General features: G+C 63.5%; 19 protein-coding genes. 10 read left to right on the forward strand and 9 right to left on the reverse strand.

The window, feature by feature from the left end:
- Nucleotides 1-6: 6 nt before the first annotated feature.
- Nucleotides 7-1,152, reverse strand: a complete 1,146-nt coding sequence (hemW, locus tag AB6B38_RS11570; protein ID WP_371393007.1) for a radical SAM family heme chaperone HemW — start codon at nucleotides 1,150-1,152, stop codon at nucleotides 7-9.
- On the reverse strand, nucleotides 1,149-1,772 hold the full coding sequence (rdgB, locus tag AB6B38_RS11575; RefSeq protein WP_371393008.1) for an RdgB/HAM1 family non-canonical purine NTP pyrophosphatase: 624 nt from the start codon (nucleotides 1,770-1,772) through the stop codon (nucleotides 1,149-1,151). The genes hemW and rdgB overlap by 4 nt, the downstream gene beginning before the upstream one ends.
- A 412-nt stretch (nucleotides 1,773-2,184) precedes the next feature.
- Here rdgB and AB6B38_RS11580 point away from each other — a divergent pair, with 412 nt between their 5' ends.
- Together AB6B38_RS11580 and AB6B38_RS11585 are read left to right on the forward strand one after the other, a co-directional pair.
- Entirely contained in the window at nucleotides 2,185-2,736 is a 552-nt protein-coding gene (locus tag AB6B38_RS11580; RefSeq protein ID WP_371393009.1) for a DUF2975 domain-containing protein, read from the forward strand.
- 11 nt (nucleotides 2,737-2,747) lie between these two features.
- The gene (locus tag AB6B38_RS11585; RefSeq protein ID WP_371393010.1) at nucleotides 2,748-2,984 is read left to right on the forward strand and encodes a helix-turn-helix domain-containing protein; all 237 of its coding nucleotides are present in this window, start codon (nucleotides 2,748-2,750) and stop codon (nucleotides 2,982-2,984) included.
- A gap of 428 nt (nucleotides 2,985-3,412) precedes the next feature.
- Here AB6B38_RS11585 and AB6B38_RS11590 read toward each other — a convergent pair whose 3' ends face one another.
- Nucleotides 3,413-4,159, reverse strand: a complete 747-nt coding sequence (locus AB6B38_RS11590; RefSeq protein ID WP_371393011.1) for an outer membrane lipoprotein carrier protein LolA — start codon at nucleotides 4,157-4,159, stop codon at nucleotides 3,413-3,415.
- Between the two features lie 187 nt (nucleotides 4,160-4,346).
- Here AB6B38_RS11590 and AB6B38_RS11595 point away from each other — a divergent pair, with 187 nt between their 5' ends.
- The 5 genes from AB6B38_RS11595 (at nucleotide 4,347) to AB6B38_RS11615 (ending at nucleotide 7,307) form a co-directional block, all read left to right on the forward strand.
- Complete coding sequence (locus AB6B38_RS11595) at nucleotides 4,347-4,925, forward strand: DUF2244 domain-containing protein (RefSeq protein WP_371393012.1); 579 nt, start codon at nucleotides 4,347-4,349, stop codon at nucleotides 4,923-4,925.
- A gap of 23 nt (nucleotides 4,926-4,948) precedes the next feature.
- Nucleotides 4,949-5,818 (forward strand): methylated-DNA--[protein]-cysteine S-methyltransferase, encoded by an 870-nt coding sequence (locus AB6B38_RS11600; protein WP_371393013.1) that lies wholly within the window; start codon nucleotides 4,949-4,951, stop codon nucleotides 5,816-5,818.
- Between the two features lie 10 nt (nucleotides 5,819-5,828).
- Nucleotides 5,829-6,419: a hypothetical protein gene (locus AB6B38_RS11605; protein ID WP_371393014.1), complete on the forward strand. Its 591-nt coding sequence runs from the start codon at nucleotides 5,829-5,831 to the stop codon at nucleotides 6,417-6,419.
- Nucleotides 6,420-6,452: 33 nt separating this feature from the next.
- Nucleotides 6,453-6,917 carry a VOC family protein gene (locus tag AB6B38_RS11610; RefSeq protein ID WP_371395101.1) on the forward strand — a complete coding sequence of 155 codons (465 nt, stop codon included), beginning with the start codon at nucleotides 6,453-6,455 and terminating at the stop codon, nucleotides 6,915-6,917.
- Between the two features lie 72 nt (nucleotides 6,918-6,989).
- Entirely contained in the window at nucleotides 6,990-7,307 is a 318-nt protein-coding gene (locus tag AB6B38_RS11615; RefSeq protein WP_371393015.1) for a hypothetical protein, read from the forward strand.
- A 26-nt stretch (nucleotides 7,308-7,333) separates the two neighbouring features.
- On the opposite strand, the gene AB6B38_RS11620 is transcribed toward AB6B38_RS11615, so the two are convergent.
- Together AB6B38_RS11620 and rph are read right to left on the reverse strand one after the other, a co-directional pair.
- Nucleotides 7,334-8,524, reverse strand: a complete 1,191-nt coding sequence (locus AB6B38_RS11620) for a hydroxymethylglutaryl-CoA reductase (protein ID WP_371393016.1) — start codon at nucleotides 8,522-8,524, stop codon at nucleotides 7,334-7,336.
- A 47-nt stretch (nucleotides 8,525-8,571) separates the two neighbouring features.
- The gene (gene rph / locus AB6B38_RS11625; RefSeq protein WP_371393017.1) at nucleotides 8,572-9,294 is read right to left on the reverse strand and encodes a ribonuclease PH; all 723 of its coding nucleotides are present in this window, start codon (nucleotides 9,292-9,294) and stop codon (nucleotides 8,572-8,574) included.
- A gap of 135 nt (nucleotides 9,295-9,429) precedes the next feature.
- Here rph and hrcA point away from each other — a divergent pair, with 135 nt between their 5' ends.
- Together hrcA and grpE are read left to right on the forward strand one after the other, a co-directional pair.
- Nucleotides 9,430-10,500, forward strand: a complete 1,071-nt coding sequence (hrcA, locus tag AB6B38_RS11630; protein ID WP_371393018.1) for a heat-inducible transcriptional repressor HrcA — start codon at nucleotides 9,430-9,432, stop codon at nucleotides 10,498-10,500.
- 56 nt (nucleotides 10,501-10,556) lie between these two features.
- Entirely contained in the window at nucleotides 10,557-11,213 is a 657-nt protein-coding gene (gene grpE, locus AB6B38_RS11635) for a nucleotide exchange factor GrpE (RefSeq protein WP_371393019.1), read from the forward strand.
- A 73-nt stretch (nucleotides 11,214-11,286) separates the two neighbouring features.
- On the opposite strand, the gene AB6B38_RS11640 is transcribed toward grpE, so the two are convergent.
- The 4 genes from AB6B38_RS11640 to AB6B38_RS11655 form a co-directional block, all read right to left on the reverse strand.
- Entirely contained in the window at nucleotides 11,287-11,658 is a 372-nt protein-coding gene (locus tag AB6B38_RS11640; protein WP_371393020.1) for a YMGG-like glycine zipper-containing protein, read from the reverse strand.
- 160 nt (nucleotides 11,659-11,818) lie between these two features.
- Nucleotides 11,819-12,172: a YMGG-like glycine zipper-containing protein gene (locus AB6B38_RS11645; protein WP_371393021.1), complete on the reverse strand. Its 354-nt coding sequence runs from the start codon at nucleotides 12,170-12,172 to the stop codon at nucleotides 11,819-11,821.
- Between the two features lie 125 nt (nucleotides 12,173-12,297).
- Complete coding sequence (locus AB6B38_RS11650) at nucleotides 12,298-12,927, reverse strand: alpha-ketoglutarate-dependent dioxygenase AlkB (RefSeq protein WP_371393022.1); 630 nt, start codon at nucleotides 12,925-12,927, stop codon at nucleotides 12,298-12,300.
- Nucleotides 12,928-12,930: 3 nt separating this feature from the next.
- Nucleotides 12,931-13,599 (reverse strand): hypothetical protein, encoded by a 669-nt coding sequence (locus AB6B38_RS11655; protein ID WP_371393023.1) that lies wholly within the window; start codon nucleotides 13,597-13,599, stop codon nucleotides 12,931-12,933.
- A 118-nt stretch (nucleotides 13,600-13,717) separates the two neighbouring features.
- Here AB6B38_RS11655 and AB6B38_RS11660 point away from each other — a divergent pair, with 118 nt between their 5' ends.
- Nucleotides 13,718-14,065, forward strand: coding sequence for a hypothetical protein (locus AB6B38_RS11660; RefSeq protein WP_371393024.1), 348 nt, complete (start codon nucleotides 13,718-13,720; stop codon nucleotides 14,063-14,065).
- Nucleotides 14,066-14,130 lie beyond the last annotated feature (65 nt).

A 14,130-nucleotide genomic window follows, 5' to 3' on the forward strand; every position in this document is an offset into this window, starting at 1 on the left:
TCTTTTTCAGGGTGCCAGCATGTTCGCCACCCGGTCGGCATAGAGGCGTCCTTGCGCGGTCAGGCGCACGCTTGACGTGTCCATGGCGATGAGCCCGTCAGCCAGTAGGGAGGCGGCGGCTTCTTCATCGATATCGTGTCCGGTCAGCGCCTTCAGGCGGGCCCGGTCCAGCCCCTCAACAATACGCAAAGCCATCAGCACGCGCTCCTGCGCCTCTTCCAGCGCGGTGAGGCGTTCCAGATGGTTGATCGGTTCCCGGCTGGCGGCGATATAGTCTGCCGGGCGCAAGGGCGCGCCATGGGCCATGCGCCCGCCGCCCGCGTGTGACCCGATACGGCCATGCGCGCCGGGGCCGATACCGATCCAGTCCCCGCCTGTCCAGTAGAGCCGGTTATGGCGCGAGCGATGGTCCTCACCCCGTGCATGATTGGAAATCTCGTAAGGCTCCAGCCCGGCTGCGCTGGTCAATCCTTGCGTCAGCTCGAACATGTCTGCGGCCAGCTCTTCTTCCGGCGGCACCAGCGCGCCGCGCTTAACCTGCCGGGCAAACGCCGTGCCGTCCTCTATGGTCAGCTGATAGGCCGAGAGATGATCGACGCCCAGCGCCAGCACGGTGGAGAGCTCATCCTCCCAGTCCGCAAGGCTCTGGCCATGGCGGGCATAGATGAGATCAGCCGATACGCGCGCAACGAGAGAGCGTGCGATCTCCAGCGCATCGAGACCTGCGCGCGCATCATGGTCGCGCCCCAGACGCGCCAGGGCGGCATCATCGAGCGATTGCACGCCGACCGACAGCCGGTTGATCCCGGCAGCAACAATATCATTCAGACGCGCGCGCTCGGCCGGATTGGCTTCCAGTCCCAGCTCGGCCTCCGGCTCCAGCCCCCACAGGGCCTCTGCCGCTTCCAGCACGCGGGCAATATCACCCGCCTCCATCAGGGAGGGCGTGCCGCCGCCAAAATGGACACTTGTGAGGGTGCGCGGCCCCGTTACCGCGCGCCAGCGGGCCATATCGGTTATTAGCGCATCCACCAGCGCTGCGCTGTCTGCACCTTTGGCCTTGTAGACATTGAAATCGCAATACGGGCAGATGCGCACGCAATAGGGCCAGTGGATATAAAGGCCCAGCGGAGCGGGCGCGGGCGCGCTCACGCGCCAAACACCGTGTCTGTCAGCTTCCTGAAGGCATCGGCGCGGTGGCTGAGCGCCTTTTTCTCCGCAGTGCCCATCTCGGCAAAGGTGCGGGTTTCGCCTCTGGCGACAAACACCGGGTCATAGCCAAAGCCCTGATCCCCGCGCGGCGGCCAGACAAGATCGCCCTTCACCTCGCCTTCAAAGACAAGTCCGGTCCCATCTGGGTCGACCAGCGCCAGCACGCAGACAAAGCGCGCCGAACGGTCCGTGCTGCCAGAGGCGGCGAGTTTTGCCTCCACCGTCTCCATGGCGAGGCGGAAATCCTTTTCCGGCCCGGCCCAGCGGGCGGAATAAACCCCCGGCTCCCCGCCAAGGGCCGTCACTTCCAGACCGGAATCATCGGCCAGCGCGACCGCTCCGGAGGCTTTGGCAGCGGCCCTCGCCTTCAAAAGCGCATTGCCGGAAAAAGTTTTTTCAGTCTCTTCCGGCTCCTCCAGACCCATCTCGCCAGCCCCTTTGACCTTGATCGAGAAGGGGGCGACAAGATCGGCTATCTCCTTGATCTTGCCCGCATTATGGCTCGCCAGCACCCACAGCGGAGCCTCCCGGAAAAGGCGTTTTATGGTTACTACATCCATTTACGCATATCGCCTTTCGAAAAATTCATATCGTTTTTCGATATTTTTTTGTTGCAAAGCGATGAGAGCCTTGCTAGATGTGTTTTCGAGGCAAGGGGAACACCCCACTGCCTCACGGCAAAAGCCCCGGCGGAATACATGACCGGAGCAAAGGCCGAAGGTTGATCGATAACACTGGACCTCGAAGGAGACAAAGATGGTCAGGCTCGAAAACAACACCCGCCGTATTCCGTTTGCGGCTATCATGAATGTGGTTCTGGTCGCTGCGGTCGTAGCGGGCATGGCTGCGGCGCTGTCACCGATTGTCGCATAAGGCGGCGCCGTGAGGCAGCATGACGGCACCGGGTGCGTCTGACCTCTCCCCCCTTGGAGGCAGCATCGCGCCCGGTGTGACGTCACAGAAGGGGCAGGGATGCGTGCATTAAGTCCGGGATTTCTGACATCCCTTCTGAAAATATTTCTCGATGTGGCGATTATCGTGCTGTGGGGCCTTCTGGTCCTGGCCAGCCTCGTCACCCTCTCGCTTATGGTTTTTGGCGTCTTCAGCGTGACGGGCATGGGCCCGGACCTGCCAGACGCCTTTGTCCGCTTCCTCCAGCTGGATATCGTGATCGCGCTCCCGCTTGGCGTGGCCGCGATCATTGCGATTCTCTTCATCACAGACCGGCTGCGCCGTATCGTTGTCACCCTCATTGAAGGTGATCCCTTTGTGCCGGAAAATGCCGGCCATCTGCGCGCCATCGCGATTGCCATCGCCATCTACCAGATCATCCGCTATGGCGCGCACGGCATTATCGCGCTGATCTTCACCGTGTTTGGCCGCCCGGTGGAAAGCGGGGTCAGCGTCCAGCCCGAATTTGGCCTGAACATTGGCGCCTGGATCGCCGTTATCGCTCTTCTCGTCCTGTCAGAAGTGTTCCGTGAGGGAACGCGCCTGCGCGACGAGCAGAAGCTGACGATCTAGGGGGCGCTGATATGGCAATCCGCGTCACCCTCGACCGTATGCTGCTGGAACGGCGCATGTCGCTGACAGAGCTGTGTGACCGCGTCGGCATCACCATGGCCAATCTCTCCATCCTGAAGACCGGCAAGGCCAAGGCTGTGCGCTTTTCCACGCTGGAAGCGCTGTGCCGCGAGCTCGACTGCCAGCCCGGCGATTTGCTGCAGTTCACCGACGAACCTGGCGATGAGGATGATGATGGGACGGAGTAGGGTTTCAGTGACTATACTTTCTTGAAATCCCGGAGGCCCGAAGGGCCATCCGGGACCTGTTGCAGGAAAAGCCTCTCAGGAAGCAGGCCCCGGATCGCTGCGCGTGTGGGGTTTCAGACGAAGCGCCGCACAATTGGCGGCACGCATGGGAGTTTTCGTATGGACGCGAGAAGTAAAAATTCGCTAATATTCAAATTTGTAGCGAGAACCTTTATTTTTGTTTCGATCTTGTTCTTTCTAGCAACTGTATTTGCCAGCTATGATTATGTTTCCAACAAAAATTACATAGAAAGTGTGTTGGATGTCTGGATTTTGGCGATAGGTTATTTGCTCTGCATCGTCGGATACACGCTAACTCGACTGGCGGGCAAATTTTTCAATCGGTTTGAGTAACCTGGTTTGGCCAGCTTGCCTCCACGTCCCACGCCCTACCGCCGCCCCCTCCGCCGCGACGAGAACATGTCATCATCCAGCACGAACAGGCGCGGATCGGCGCGCTGACCAAGGCGCACCTCATCGAGCGTCACCTGCGTGAGCGAGCCCATCCCGTCCACCGCATACCAGCCCAGAAGCGCCACCTCACCCGCAGGGGCCGCCGGATCATCATCGCCAAAGGCGAGCGTCACCCGGCCCTCCGCCTCGCCTTGCGGATCTTCCAGCGTCACATAGAGCTGATTGTCATAGCGGCCGACCTCCACAATCGCGCCGGAGGATTCCAGTTCCGAAGCCGGGGCCAGCAGCCAGCGCAGGGGCGTGGAGCGGATCGGCGCACGGTCAATTGTTTCCAGCGCGCTATCGGCAATCGCCACCGTCGAGCCATCAGCCACGATCAGCAAGGGCGAGGGTGCATCATAGGCAAAGCGCACGCGACCGGGGCGCGACAGGGCGATATCGCCCTCGCTGACCGAACCGTCCGGGTTCACTTGACGGAAGCGCGCCTGCAGGGTCTCAACGGCGGCAAAGATTTCCAGCGCGCGGGCGCGCTCGACCGCTTCGCCGCGGCCTGACTGTTCGACAGCCTCAGCCGGCGGCAGGGTTTCAACCTCCTGCGCCTCTTGCGTTTCCTGCACGATGGCAAGGCCGGTATCGGCGTTCACATCGAACGCGGCGTGAGCCTCATTGCCGCTCCAGCCGGTGGACAGCGCTGCAAGGGCGGTGGCAAGCGTGGTCAGCATTTTTGGTCCCTTTCCTTCGTGCCGGGGACAATCACTATGACCCTATGGCTAAAGGCAAATTGCGGCCCAGATACGGCGTTTACGTTCATCTGCGTGTCAGCTTGCACAACGTGAAAGGCTTGCAAAGTACCATTCGCCGCACCCGCTCGCCTCGCCCGGAGCGTGCCCTTGCTCTATCTTGCGGGCCATGAAGCGCCGCACGGCAATAGAGAACTGGCCGATCGAGGCCCATGGCCGTCCGCTGCGTCTGGACCATCTGGACGCGCGCGAGGATGTGTTGCTGGATGCCCATGTGCGGCCCAACCGCTCGCTTGGCGGTCCGGCATTCATCGCGTTGATGATCGCCATTGCCGTTATCAGCTTCACCGCAGGTCTGGCCTTTCTGATGATCGGGGCCTGGCCGGTGCTGGGCTTTTTCGGGCTGGACGTGCTGATCGTCTGGCTCGCCTTCCGGCTGAACTACCGCGACGGGCGGCGTCTGGAGCGTATCCATATCACGCCAGACGCCATCCATGTCATGCGCCGCTGGCCCACAGGCTATGAAACGCTTTACCGCCTGCCCTCTGCCTGGACCCGGCTTGTCGTCGACCATGAGGACGAGCCGGAGGTGCAGCCGCGCCTCACCGCCATGGGCAAGCATATACTGGTCGGCTCGGTCCTTTCCCCGCGCGAACGGCGCGATCTTGCGAGCGCGATTGGCGAAGCCTTGGAAAAGGCACGCACCCGCCCTGCGGCTCTGGCGCAAGAAACGGGTGGCGCAGCGTAAGCGCCAGCGGCACTCTTGCTCCCATGACCGATCTTGCCACCCCTTCAGAAACCCTGCCCGCCCTTGCCCTGCGCGCGAGCGATTATCCGCGCATCAATGCCGCGCTGGATTTCATCGCCGCCCATTGGGAGGAACAACCCTCGCTGGAACGCATTGCTAAAGCCGCCGGCCTCTCCCCGCATCATTTCCAGCGCGTCTTTACCCGCTGGATCGGGGCGAGCCCCAAACGCATGATCGCCGCCCTTACCCATGCCAGCGCGCGCCGCCTGATGCGTGAAGGGGCGAGCGTGCTGGAGGCCGCGCTGGAAACCGGCCTCTCCGGCCCGTCGCGCCTGCATGATGTCTTCATCGCCGAAGAAGCCGTCACACCCGGCAACGCCCGCAGCGCCGGGATGGGGTTGGAATTTGCCATCGGCCACGCTCCGACGCCCTTTGGCACTGGCGTGTTTCTCATTGCGCCGCGTGGCCTGTCTGCACTCGCCTTTGCCGATGAAGGAAACGAGGCGGAGGCTGAAGCCGATCTGAAATCGCGTTTTCCGGCGGCGGGCTTCACCGTCGATCACGCCGCCGCCGATCATTATGCGCAAGCGATATTTGGTGAAGGCGGCACACGGCCCGTCCCGCTCGTACTCTATGGCACGCCCTGGCGGCGGCAGGTCTGGCGCGCCCTTCTGGCCATTCCGCCCGGCGAGACGGTCAGCTATGGCGATATCGCCCGCGAGGTCTGCACCGCCAGGGCTAGCCGCGCTGTTGGTGCAGCCGTAGGCGCGAACCCGGTCAGCTGGCTTATCCCCTGCCACCGCGTGCTGGCCAGCGATGGGCGTCTGAACGGTTATCACTGGGGTCTGGAGCGTAAGCGCGCCATGCTCGCCTACGAGGCCGCGACGCGCTAGATAGCGTGGCATGTATGATTTCTCGCTCCAGCTTCTCCTTGCCGTCTTCGCGGTCTTCATCCTTGCGTGCCTGGGTTATGGCCTGCTGCGCCTAAGGGCGCTGCGCGCTGATGCGGCCGAGGAATATGCCGACCGCACAAGCACCAAGCCCGCCACCGTGCGCGGTGTCAGCGAGGCTGAGTTCATCCGCCTTTATGTGAGAAGTTTTGCGCCGCGCTGGGCTTTCTATCTGGCGGCTGGCTGCGTGATCGCTATCGCTCTCAGCCCGGTTGCGCTGATCCTCATCCCCGCCGCCTATGACCAGATATGGCTGGCCTCCGGCGCGCATGACTGGGCCGGGCGCGGCGGCTATGTCTTCATGTTCACGGTGTTTTTCGGTGTTGTGGCTTTTGGCGCGCTGCCCGCCTTCGTCCTGGCCCGCCTGCATCATACCCGCGCGCCCGAACCCTTCACCCACGCCCTTGCCAATGCGCGCGGCGAACCGATCCCGGAAGACACAGGCTGGCGCAGACGGCCCAAATGGGCGCGCCGGGTGCGCCCTGACGCAGACGTAGACGCCGATAGCAGCGACAGCGCTGGTGATGGCGGCAGCAGCGATTAGGCTGGGCACGCAGCAGATCGAAAGGCCCGTATGATGAGATACCTCCACACCATGGTGCGCATCAGCGATGTGGATGCGAGCTTGCGCTTCTATTGCGAAGGGCTGGGCCTGAAAGAAGTCCGGCGCATGGACAGCGAGAAGGGCCGCTTCACCCTGATTTTCCTGTGCTCGCCGGACGATATTGCCGCCGCGGGCGGGGTACCGGAGACAGGCTCCCTGCCTGCGGGCCTGCCCTGCATCGAGCTTACCCATAACTGGGACCCGGAAACCTATACCGGCGGGCGCAATTTCGGCCATCTGGCCTACCGGGTGAAGGATATATACGCCCTATGCGCGCGCCTGCAGGGTATGGGCTATACAATTCACCGCCCGCCGCGTGACGGCCACATGGCCTTTGTGCGTTCACCGGACAATATCTCGGTCGAGCTGCTGCAGGAGGGCGAAAGCCTGCCCGCGAAAGAGCCCTGGGCCAGCATGGAAAACACCGGAAGCTGGTAGGAATTTATCCACAATCCCTTGACTTTGGTTAATGTTCCGCTTATGTTCTTAATTCAGAGCAGGAGCGGTGCCATGAATTATGCATCGAGATTGAAAGCGAGCGGCGGCGGTTATGCCCGCAATGCGGGCAAGCGCTGGCGTTATGAGGATGAGCGTGAACTGCGCGATCTGGTCCGGCGTGGCGTGCCGCTGCAGCGCATTTCGCTAAAGCTCGGCCGGCCCGAAGGCGCGATCCGCGCCAAGGCGTCTGCCCTGCATCTGGAGCTGGCTGAAGCACCCGAGAGCGTGCCGGTCGCACGGCCCGCACTCAAACCCCGCAAGCTGAATGCCGGTCCGGCGAGCATCACCCCCTTCGCCCGCGAGGCACGCCAGCTGGAACTCTTCAACTGATCGGCTGATCTGTACCCCTCGCCAGATCAGCGATTGCGGCCGAGCCGGTCGTGGCTCTCCACCCAGTCCCCCGCCACGACCGCGCTCGCCAGCGATATCTCCCCCGCCAGCACGGTTGCCGCGCATATCTCGATAAAGCGCCCGACCTTGCCCTTGCCCCGGCAACCCAGAATATCCAGGCACTCGCCTTGTGTGGGCAGCTGCGTACCGCCGCCAAATGTCGCCACGATCAGGGCCGGCAGGGTGATCGACCAGTAATAGGTCTCCCCATCATCCTCCAGACGCACAAAGGTTATCGCGGTATGGGATTCGGCGATATTGGCCGCGTCCTGCCCGCACGCGATGAACAGGGCCGCCAGCCCGTTGGCCGCATGCATGCCGTTATTGGCGCTGCCCGCCATCACCGATCCGGCAAAGGAGTTGAGCCGGGCACGGAAGAGCGTGGCTGCATCGACGCCCGCGCGCTCCTTGAGCAGAGAGCTGGGGATCCAGGCTTCCGCGATCACCCGCGCGCCGCGCGAATGCAGCACGTTGAGCTGGGAGTGCTTCTTGTCGGTATCCATCGCGCCAGAGAGGGTATAGCGCGCGCCGCCGGGATGATTGGCGGCTATCCATTCGCACGCCGCCAGCGTGGCCTTGCCGCACATATTCTGGCCTGCCGCGTCGCCTGTCTCATAGTTGAAACGCAAATGGAGCATCGGCCCCACCGAGTAGCGCTCGATATGGGAGAGTTTGGCCACTGACGATGTGGTTTCGGCGGCGGCGCGGATACCGTCCGGATTTCCGTCGATCCACTGCGCGAACGATCGTGCGCCGCGTGCATCATTGAAATGAAAGACAGGCGCGCGCTGCATGAAGCGCTCATGGATGGTGGTCTTTACCCCACCCGCCTCGGTCAGGATACGCATCCCCCGGTTATAGCTCGCCACCAGCGTGCCTTCGGTGGTCGCCAGCGGCACATAGACATCCTCGCTCACGTGCTCGCCATTGATCCGCAAGGGGCCTGCAAGTCCTATCGGCACCTGGGCCGCGCCGATAAAGTTCTCGATATTCCCGGCGGTCACACCGGGGTCAAACGAGTATGACCCGACATGGTCAAGCGGCAGGCCGGTGCGCGCGGTCAGAAACTCCCGCCGCATGCGCGCCGCGTCATGCGTATGATCGTTCGTTTTGTCGCGGGGCACGGGCGCGCGGGTGTCATTGCGGCGATCATTCATGGCGTCTCTCCCTGTCTGCCCTGCGCCTTGCCTGCCCGCGCTTCTGTCTAGCGGCGTGTCTGCAGGGCAGCCGTCTGAAGCGCGGCCAGCTCGCCAATCCCCTTGCGGGCCAGCGCAAACAGGGCGTCGAACTCTTCCGGCTTCATCGGATCAGTTTCAGCCGTCGCCTGTATTTCGACAACCCCGCCATTCGCCGTCAGGACGAAATTGGCGTCCGCGTCCGCCGTACTGTCTTCCTCATACTCAAGATCGAGGCGCGCTTCGCCCTTGATGATACCGGCAGACACCGCCGCCACCTGCCCGGTCACCGGATCGGCCTTCAGCAGACCCTCCTCCATCAGATAGAGACAGGCTGATTTCAGGGCGATCCATGCGCCGGTAATGGCCGCCGTGCGCGTGCCGCCATCGGCCTGCAGCACATCGCAATCGATGATGATCTGGCGTTCGCCAAGCGCTTTGAGATCGACAACCGCCCGCAAGGAGCGCCCGATCAGGCGCTGGATTTCCTGTGTCCGCCCCGACGGTTTGCCGCTGGTCACCTCGCGGCGCGTCCGTTGATGGGTGGCGCGCGGCAGCATGGCGTACTCCGCCGTCACCCAGCCCTGTCCGCGTCCGCGTAGCCAGGGCGGCGTGGTCTCTTCCACGCTAGCGGCGCACAAGACGCGCGTATTGCCGAACACCGCCAGGCAGGAGCCTTCAGCATAGGGCGCGGCACCCAGCTCGAAATGGACCGCGCGCAGGGCGTCGGCAGGGCGGTTATCTGGGCGCATAGTCTCTCTCCGGATTGATCTCTTCTGCCCGACCTAGCCCGAATGCTGCCCGGATGAAAGCGGGCCGGTCCGGCGGCGGGCATGAACCACGAGACCATTGCAGCGCGCACGCGGCTCGCTTAACTGATTGTCATCATGACAGAGCGGACTTCGCCCCTTACCTCCTCCCTGGCCGAACTGGACGCGCGCTCGCGCGATATTTTCCGCGAGCTGGTCGAGGCATATCTTGATACCGGCGAGCCTGTGGGGTCGCGTACCCTTTCAAAGCGCTCCGCGCTGAACCTCTCGCCTGCCTCCATCCGCAACACCATGGCCGATCTCGCTGGCGCCGGGCTTCTGTCTGCGCCGCATACATCGGCCGGGCGCATGCCGACCCATGCAGGGCTGCGCCTCTTCGTCGACGGCCTGCTGCAGATTGGTGAAGTGGCAGAGGAAGAGCGCCGCGAGATCGATGCCCGCGTCGGCGCGGCGGGTAAGCGGCCTGAAGACGTGCTGGCCGAAGCCTCCTCGCTTCTGTCCGGCCTGGCCGGCGGGGCGGGCCTTGTGGCTTCGCAAAAACAGGACGTGCCGCTGCGCCATGTGGAATTTGTCCCGCTCTCGCCGGTAGAGATCCTCGCCGTGCTGGTGTCGGAATCAGGCGCGGTGGAAAACCGGCTGATGACCGCGCCCGCCGGCTTGCCGCCTGCGGCGCTGGTGGAGGCAGGCAACTACCTCTCATCCCGGCTTCGGGGCCGCACGCTGGCCGAGGCGCTGTCGGCCATCCAGAGCGAGATCGCCGAAAAGCGCGCCCAGCTGGACGAAACCGCGGCCAGCCTGGTCGAGGCGGGGCTTGCCGACTGGAGCGGGTCGGAAAACCGCTCGCTGATCGTGCGCGGTCAGGCAAAGCTGCTGGAATCGGTCGAGGCCAGCGAGGATCTCGAACGCATCCGCCTGCTGTTTGACGATATCGAGCGCAAGGAAGACCTGCTGGCCCTCCTGGATGAAGCGCGCGGCGCGCAGGGCGTACGGCTCTTTATTGGTTCGGAGAACCCGCTCTTCTCGCTCTCCGGGTCCAGCGTGATTGTCGCCCCCTATCGCAATCGCGATCAGCGTATTCTGGGTGCGCTGGGGGTGATCGGTCCGACCCGGCTGAACTATGCCCGCGTCATCCCGCTTGTGGATTATACCGCCCAGCTTGTGGGCCGGCTTCTCGACGGACGCAGCTAGCCTCCCTATGTGTCGGTCAACCCGACGCCTTAAGAATGACAACAGGACGCTTTGACATGAGTGATGACAGCAAGAACGGCCAGACCGGCGCTCACGATGATGCAGAGCTGGAAGAGACGGCCGAAGCTGCGGTGGAAACCGCAACGGCTGAAGACGGGCTGGAGGCGCTGCAGGCTCAGCTGGATGATCTGCGTGACCGTCTGCTGCGCGCCGTGGCCGATGCGGACAATACCCGCAAGCGCGCCGCCCGCGAGGTAAAGGAAACGCGCGAATATGCCGTCACCGGCTTTGCCCGCGACATGCTCGATATCGCTGACAATCTGGAGCGGGCTCTGGGCCTTCTGGGCGACGATGTGCGTGCCAGCCTGCCTGAAAACGTCAAGCCGCTGGTTGAAGGCGTGGAGATGACACAGCGCCGCCTGATGAGCACGCTGGAGCGCCATGGCGTGAAACGTGTTGACCCGCAACCGGGTGACCCGCTCGATCCCAACCTGCATCAGGCCGCCGCACAAATACCCGCAGACCAGCCCAAGGGCCGCATCGCCCATGTGATGCAGCCCGGCTACGTCATTGGCGAGCGCACGCTGCGCGCGGCGATGGTGGTGGTGTCAGCCGGGCCTGCCGACGGGGCCGCACCAGCGGGCAACACAGCGGCGTCCGAACCTGCACAGCCGGGTCAGAAGCCCGGCAGCGGGCTGGACGTGGAAGCCTGACCGTCCAAGGGTGTGAAAAGCAAAAAAAGGGCGGCTCGTCAGAGCCGCCCTTTTCCTATGCATGCCCGGCCGTCTAGCGGCGCGGCACGCGCGTGCGCGGCTCGCCGTTTTGCCAGTACGTATTGCCGGTCTGGTGATCCTCGTACCAGTAACGGTCATTGTGCTGGTCGTAATAGAGCTGGGAGTGGCGCGGATTATTGGGATTGTGGCTGCACCCGCCCTGCTGCTGGCAGGCAATGGCCGCCCCGGCAACTGCGCCGCCCACAGCGCCAATGGCAGCCCCGGTGCGCGGATGGCCACTACCGACCTGATTGCCGATTACCGCGCCGCCTACGGCGCCAACGGCAGCGCCCGTGGCGCCGCCGCGCGCAGCTGGCGTCGTGGCACAGGCGGTTGCGATAAGCGGCACGCTAAGCGTGGCGGCTACGAGAATTTTGCGGAACATAAAATCACTCTCCCATGGATGCCTTGTGCACAATTAACGGCTTGGTGTGCGGTGAGGTTCCGCGCGCGGTCAAGAAAAAAGCCCCGGCCAAAGGGGGTCCGGGGCTTCTCTCAATGGCCGATCCGCAAGGGGTCAGCGGATCACGCTGCCAGCAGGGGATCTAGCCGCGATACTCGCCATTCTGCCAGAAGGTCTGACCGGTACGCTGGTCGATATAGTAATACCGGCCCGCACGCTGGTCGTAATAGAGCTGGGAGTGGTTCTGGTTATTCTGGTTCCAGCGGCAGCCGCCATCTTCGCGGCAACCGGCATAAGCACCGGCAGCGCCGCCGACCACGGCGCCGATAATGGCACCCTGACGGGCATCCCCGCTGCCGGTATTGTTGCCGATCACGGCACCGGCCAGCGCACCGGCGGCCGCGCCGCCTGCGGCATGGGTCATCGTGTTGTTGGTGGCGCAGCCGGCCAGAATGACGGCAGGCGCAGCCAGGGCAATAATCATGAGCTTCCGCATTGGATGCCTCCATTGTTTGCCGGCGGCTCAAACCCTCATGGTGCCGCCTTCTGACACTAGATCAGGCCAAAGCTATACGCGCGATGAACGAAGCCGGTTCCGCTGGCGGAATTTTTGCACGCGCTTCAGTTTACCCGGCGCAGGGTCAGATTGATCCGGCCCGGAGCAAAGGGTTCGGGCAGGAGCGTGCTGGTGCCGGGATAAATCCGGTCCACGCCATGGTAGAAGCGCCGCGAGGCTCCGCCCAGCACCACAACATCGCCCGAAGACAGCACCATCGACCGCGTAGGGCTTTTGCGTTCAGGCCCGCCCAGCCGGAAGCGCGCCCGGTCGCCGAGGCTGATCGAGACAACCGGCGCATTACGCGCATCCTCATCGGCGTCGATATGCAGGCCCATCCGGGCGTCGGGGCCGTAGATATTGACAAGGCATGCCTGGGGCGGCTGCGGCCAGCCTGATACAGCGTTCCACAGCTCCAGAAGCGCTTGCGGCAAAGGCGGCCAGGACCTGCCGGTGACGGGATGCACAGGCTCATAGCGATAGCCCTTGCGGTCCGCGATCCAGCCCAGCGGACCAAAATTACTCATCTGCACGCTTAAGGGTGCGCCTGTACGCGGCATGGAAGGCTGGTAGAGCGGGGCAGCGTCGATGCCCGCCAGTACATCGGCCAGCAGGCTTTCCTGTGCGGCCCGGTCGAAATAGCCCGGCAGGAGGATAAATCCGTCCGGCCCGGCGGCCCGGCCAGTTCCCGTCACCGCCTAACCCCCGATCCCGGCGATGGCGCGAAAGGCCGTCAGCTTGCCCTGCAGGGTCTCGTGCGCGGCCTGTGTCTGCTCACAGTCCAGAAGAAGGCTCGAACGCAGGACGATGCTGATATGCTCTTCCAGTCCCAGCGCCGCCTCGGTGTCCAGCCACGCGGGAAGGCCTTGCGGGTCCAGCTCGGCAAGACGGGCCGCGATATGTACTGCGTGGCGCTGCTCAGGCGTTTCAAGACAGTCCGCCATCAGACCGGCCAGATCAGGTTCGTCCGCGCCTTGCCGGACCAGCATGATAATCACCGGATATTCGGCCTGTGCCGGGCCCAGCCCGTTGATGAAGGCCGCGCTTGAATAGCCCGTCTCATATCCGTTGGCGCTCGCCTGCACGCGCGAGGCGTCGCGATGGACGCCTCCAACCATCGGCATGACACGGCGCATTTCGCTATGCCCGTCGAGGAAGAAGCGGCCTTCTTCATCTGCCACCGACGCAAGGCTTCCGTTCAGCGCCTCGAAACGCACCTGCGCGCCCTGTACTGGCGCAAGCGTATCGCCATCCACCACCAGACCTTGCGTATCGGGCGCCAGCACATGCTCGCGCTCAATGATGCAGGCGGTCAGGGCGAGCGCCATCAGGGCGACAAGTCCGGTGCGTAGGGGGATCGTGTTCATGTCAGCCTCCTGACGGCTGGGCGCAGCTCGTTTCCTGCCACACACTCAATCAGGATTTGGATCGCGCCGGAAGCCGGGCCAGTATGGATGGCAGGCAAGAAGGGGGACGAGGGGACATATGGCGCTGTTCATCCTGCAGCTGGTCCACACCATTGTCTGGGTGGTGGCGGTCACCATGGTGATCGGGCTTGCCGCCTATGTGCTGACCGGGCGCTTTGAACGCTTTGTACCGTGGGCGCTCGGCTTTCCTGTGCTCATCTTCATCGGCATTCTGATCAATGGCGAATGCATATTGCAGACTTGGGCGCGCGAGCTTTCCGGAATCGAGGAGGGCTGGGCGCGCGATATTCTCTTCCTGCCCGAACCTGTAGCGCGTGCGACCATGCCGGTTTGTGTGCCCGCTTTTGCTGTTATCGGCGGCGCTGCGGCCTGGCGCTGGTGGAAAGCGGCCGCAAATAAGGCGTAACACACCCTTGCGGCTTCGCTCCCGCCTCCCTAAATCGCCCCGTATCAAGAGGGGTTTTTCCTGAC

Source organism: Glycocaulis abyssi (genome assembly GCF_041429775.1).
In the GTDB taxonomy this organism is placed as follows: Bacteria; Pseudomonadota; Alphaproteobacteria; order Caulobacterales; family Maricaulaceae; genus Glycocaulis; species Glycocaulis abyssi.

Bases quoted from the DNA above. Each gene is read 5' to 3' on its own strand.
- AB6B38_RS11610 (WP_371395101.1), top strand. From the start codon at position 6,453: ATGAGATACCTCCACACCATGGTGCGCATCAGCGATGTGGATGCGAGC.
- AB6B38_RS11580 (WP_371393009.1), top strand. From the start codon at position 2,185: ATGCGTGCATTAAGTCCGGGATTTCTGACATCCCTTCTGAAAATATTT.
- AB6B38_RS11660 (WP_371393024.1), top strand. From the start codon at position 13,718: ATGGCGCTGTTCATCCTGCAGCTGGTCCACACCATTGTCTGGGTGGTG.
- AB6B38_RS11585 (WP_371393010.1), top strand. From the start codon at position 2,748: ATGGCAATCCGCGTCACCCTCGACCGTATGCTGCTGGAACGGCGCATG.
- AB6B38_RS11595 (WP_371393012.1), top strand. From the start codon at position 4,347: ATGAAGCGCCGCACGGCAATAGAGAACTGGCCGATCGAGGCCCATGGC.
- rph (WP_371393017.1), bottom strand. From the start codon at position 9,294: ATGCGCCCAGATAACCGCCCTGCCGACGCCCTGCGCGCGGTCCATTTC.
- AB6B38_RS11605 (WP_371393014.1), top strand. From the start codon at position 5,829: ATGTATGATTTCTCGCTCCAGCTTCTCCTTGCCGTCTTCGCGGTCTTC.
- AB6B38_RS11655 (WP_371393023.1), bottom strand. From the start codon at position 13,599: ATGAACACGATCCCCCTACGCACCGGACTTGTCGCCCTGATGGCGCTC.
- AB6B38_RS11600 (WP_371393013.1), top strand. From the start codon at position 4,949: ATGACCGATCTTGCCACCCCTTCAGAAACCCTGCCCGCCCTTGCCCTG.
- AB6B38_RS11615 (WP_371393015.1), top strand. From the start codon at position 6,990: ATGAATTATGCATCGAGATTGAAAGCGAGCGGCGGCGGTTATGCCCGC.
- AB6B38_RS11620 (WP_371393016.1), bottom strand. From the start codon at position 8,524: ATGAATGATCGCCGCAATGACACCCGCGCGCCCGTGCCCCGCGACAAA.
- hrcA (WP_371393018.1), top strand. From the start codon at position 9,430: ATGACAGAGCGGACTTCGCCCCTTACCTCCTCCCTGGCCGAACTGGAC.
- rdgB (WP_371393008.1), bottom strand. From the start codon at position 1,772: ATGGATGTAGTAACCATAAAACGCCTTTTCCGGGAGGCTCCGCTGTGG.
- AB6B38_RS11640 (WP_371393020.1), bottom strand. From the start codon at position 11,658: ATGTTCCGCAAAATTCTCGTAGCCGCCACGCTTAGCGTGCCGCTTATC.
- grpE (WP_371393019.1), top strand. From the start codon at position 10,557: ATGAGTGATGACAGCAAGAACGGCCAGACCGGCGCTCACGATGATGCA.
- AB6B38_RS11590 (WP_371393011.1), bottom strand. From the start codon at position 4,159: ATGCTGACCACGCTTGCCACCGCCCTTGCAGCGCTGTCCACCGGCTGG.
- AB6B38_RS11645 (WP_371393021.1), bottom strand. From the start codon at position 12,172: ATGCGGAAGCTCATGATTATTGCCCTGGCTGCGCCTGCCGTCATTCTG.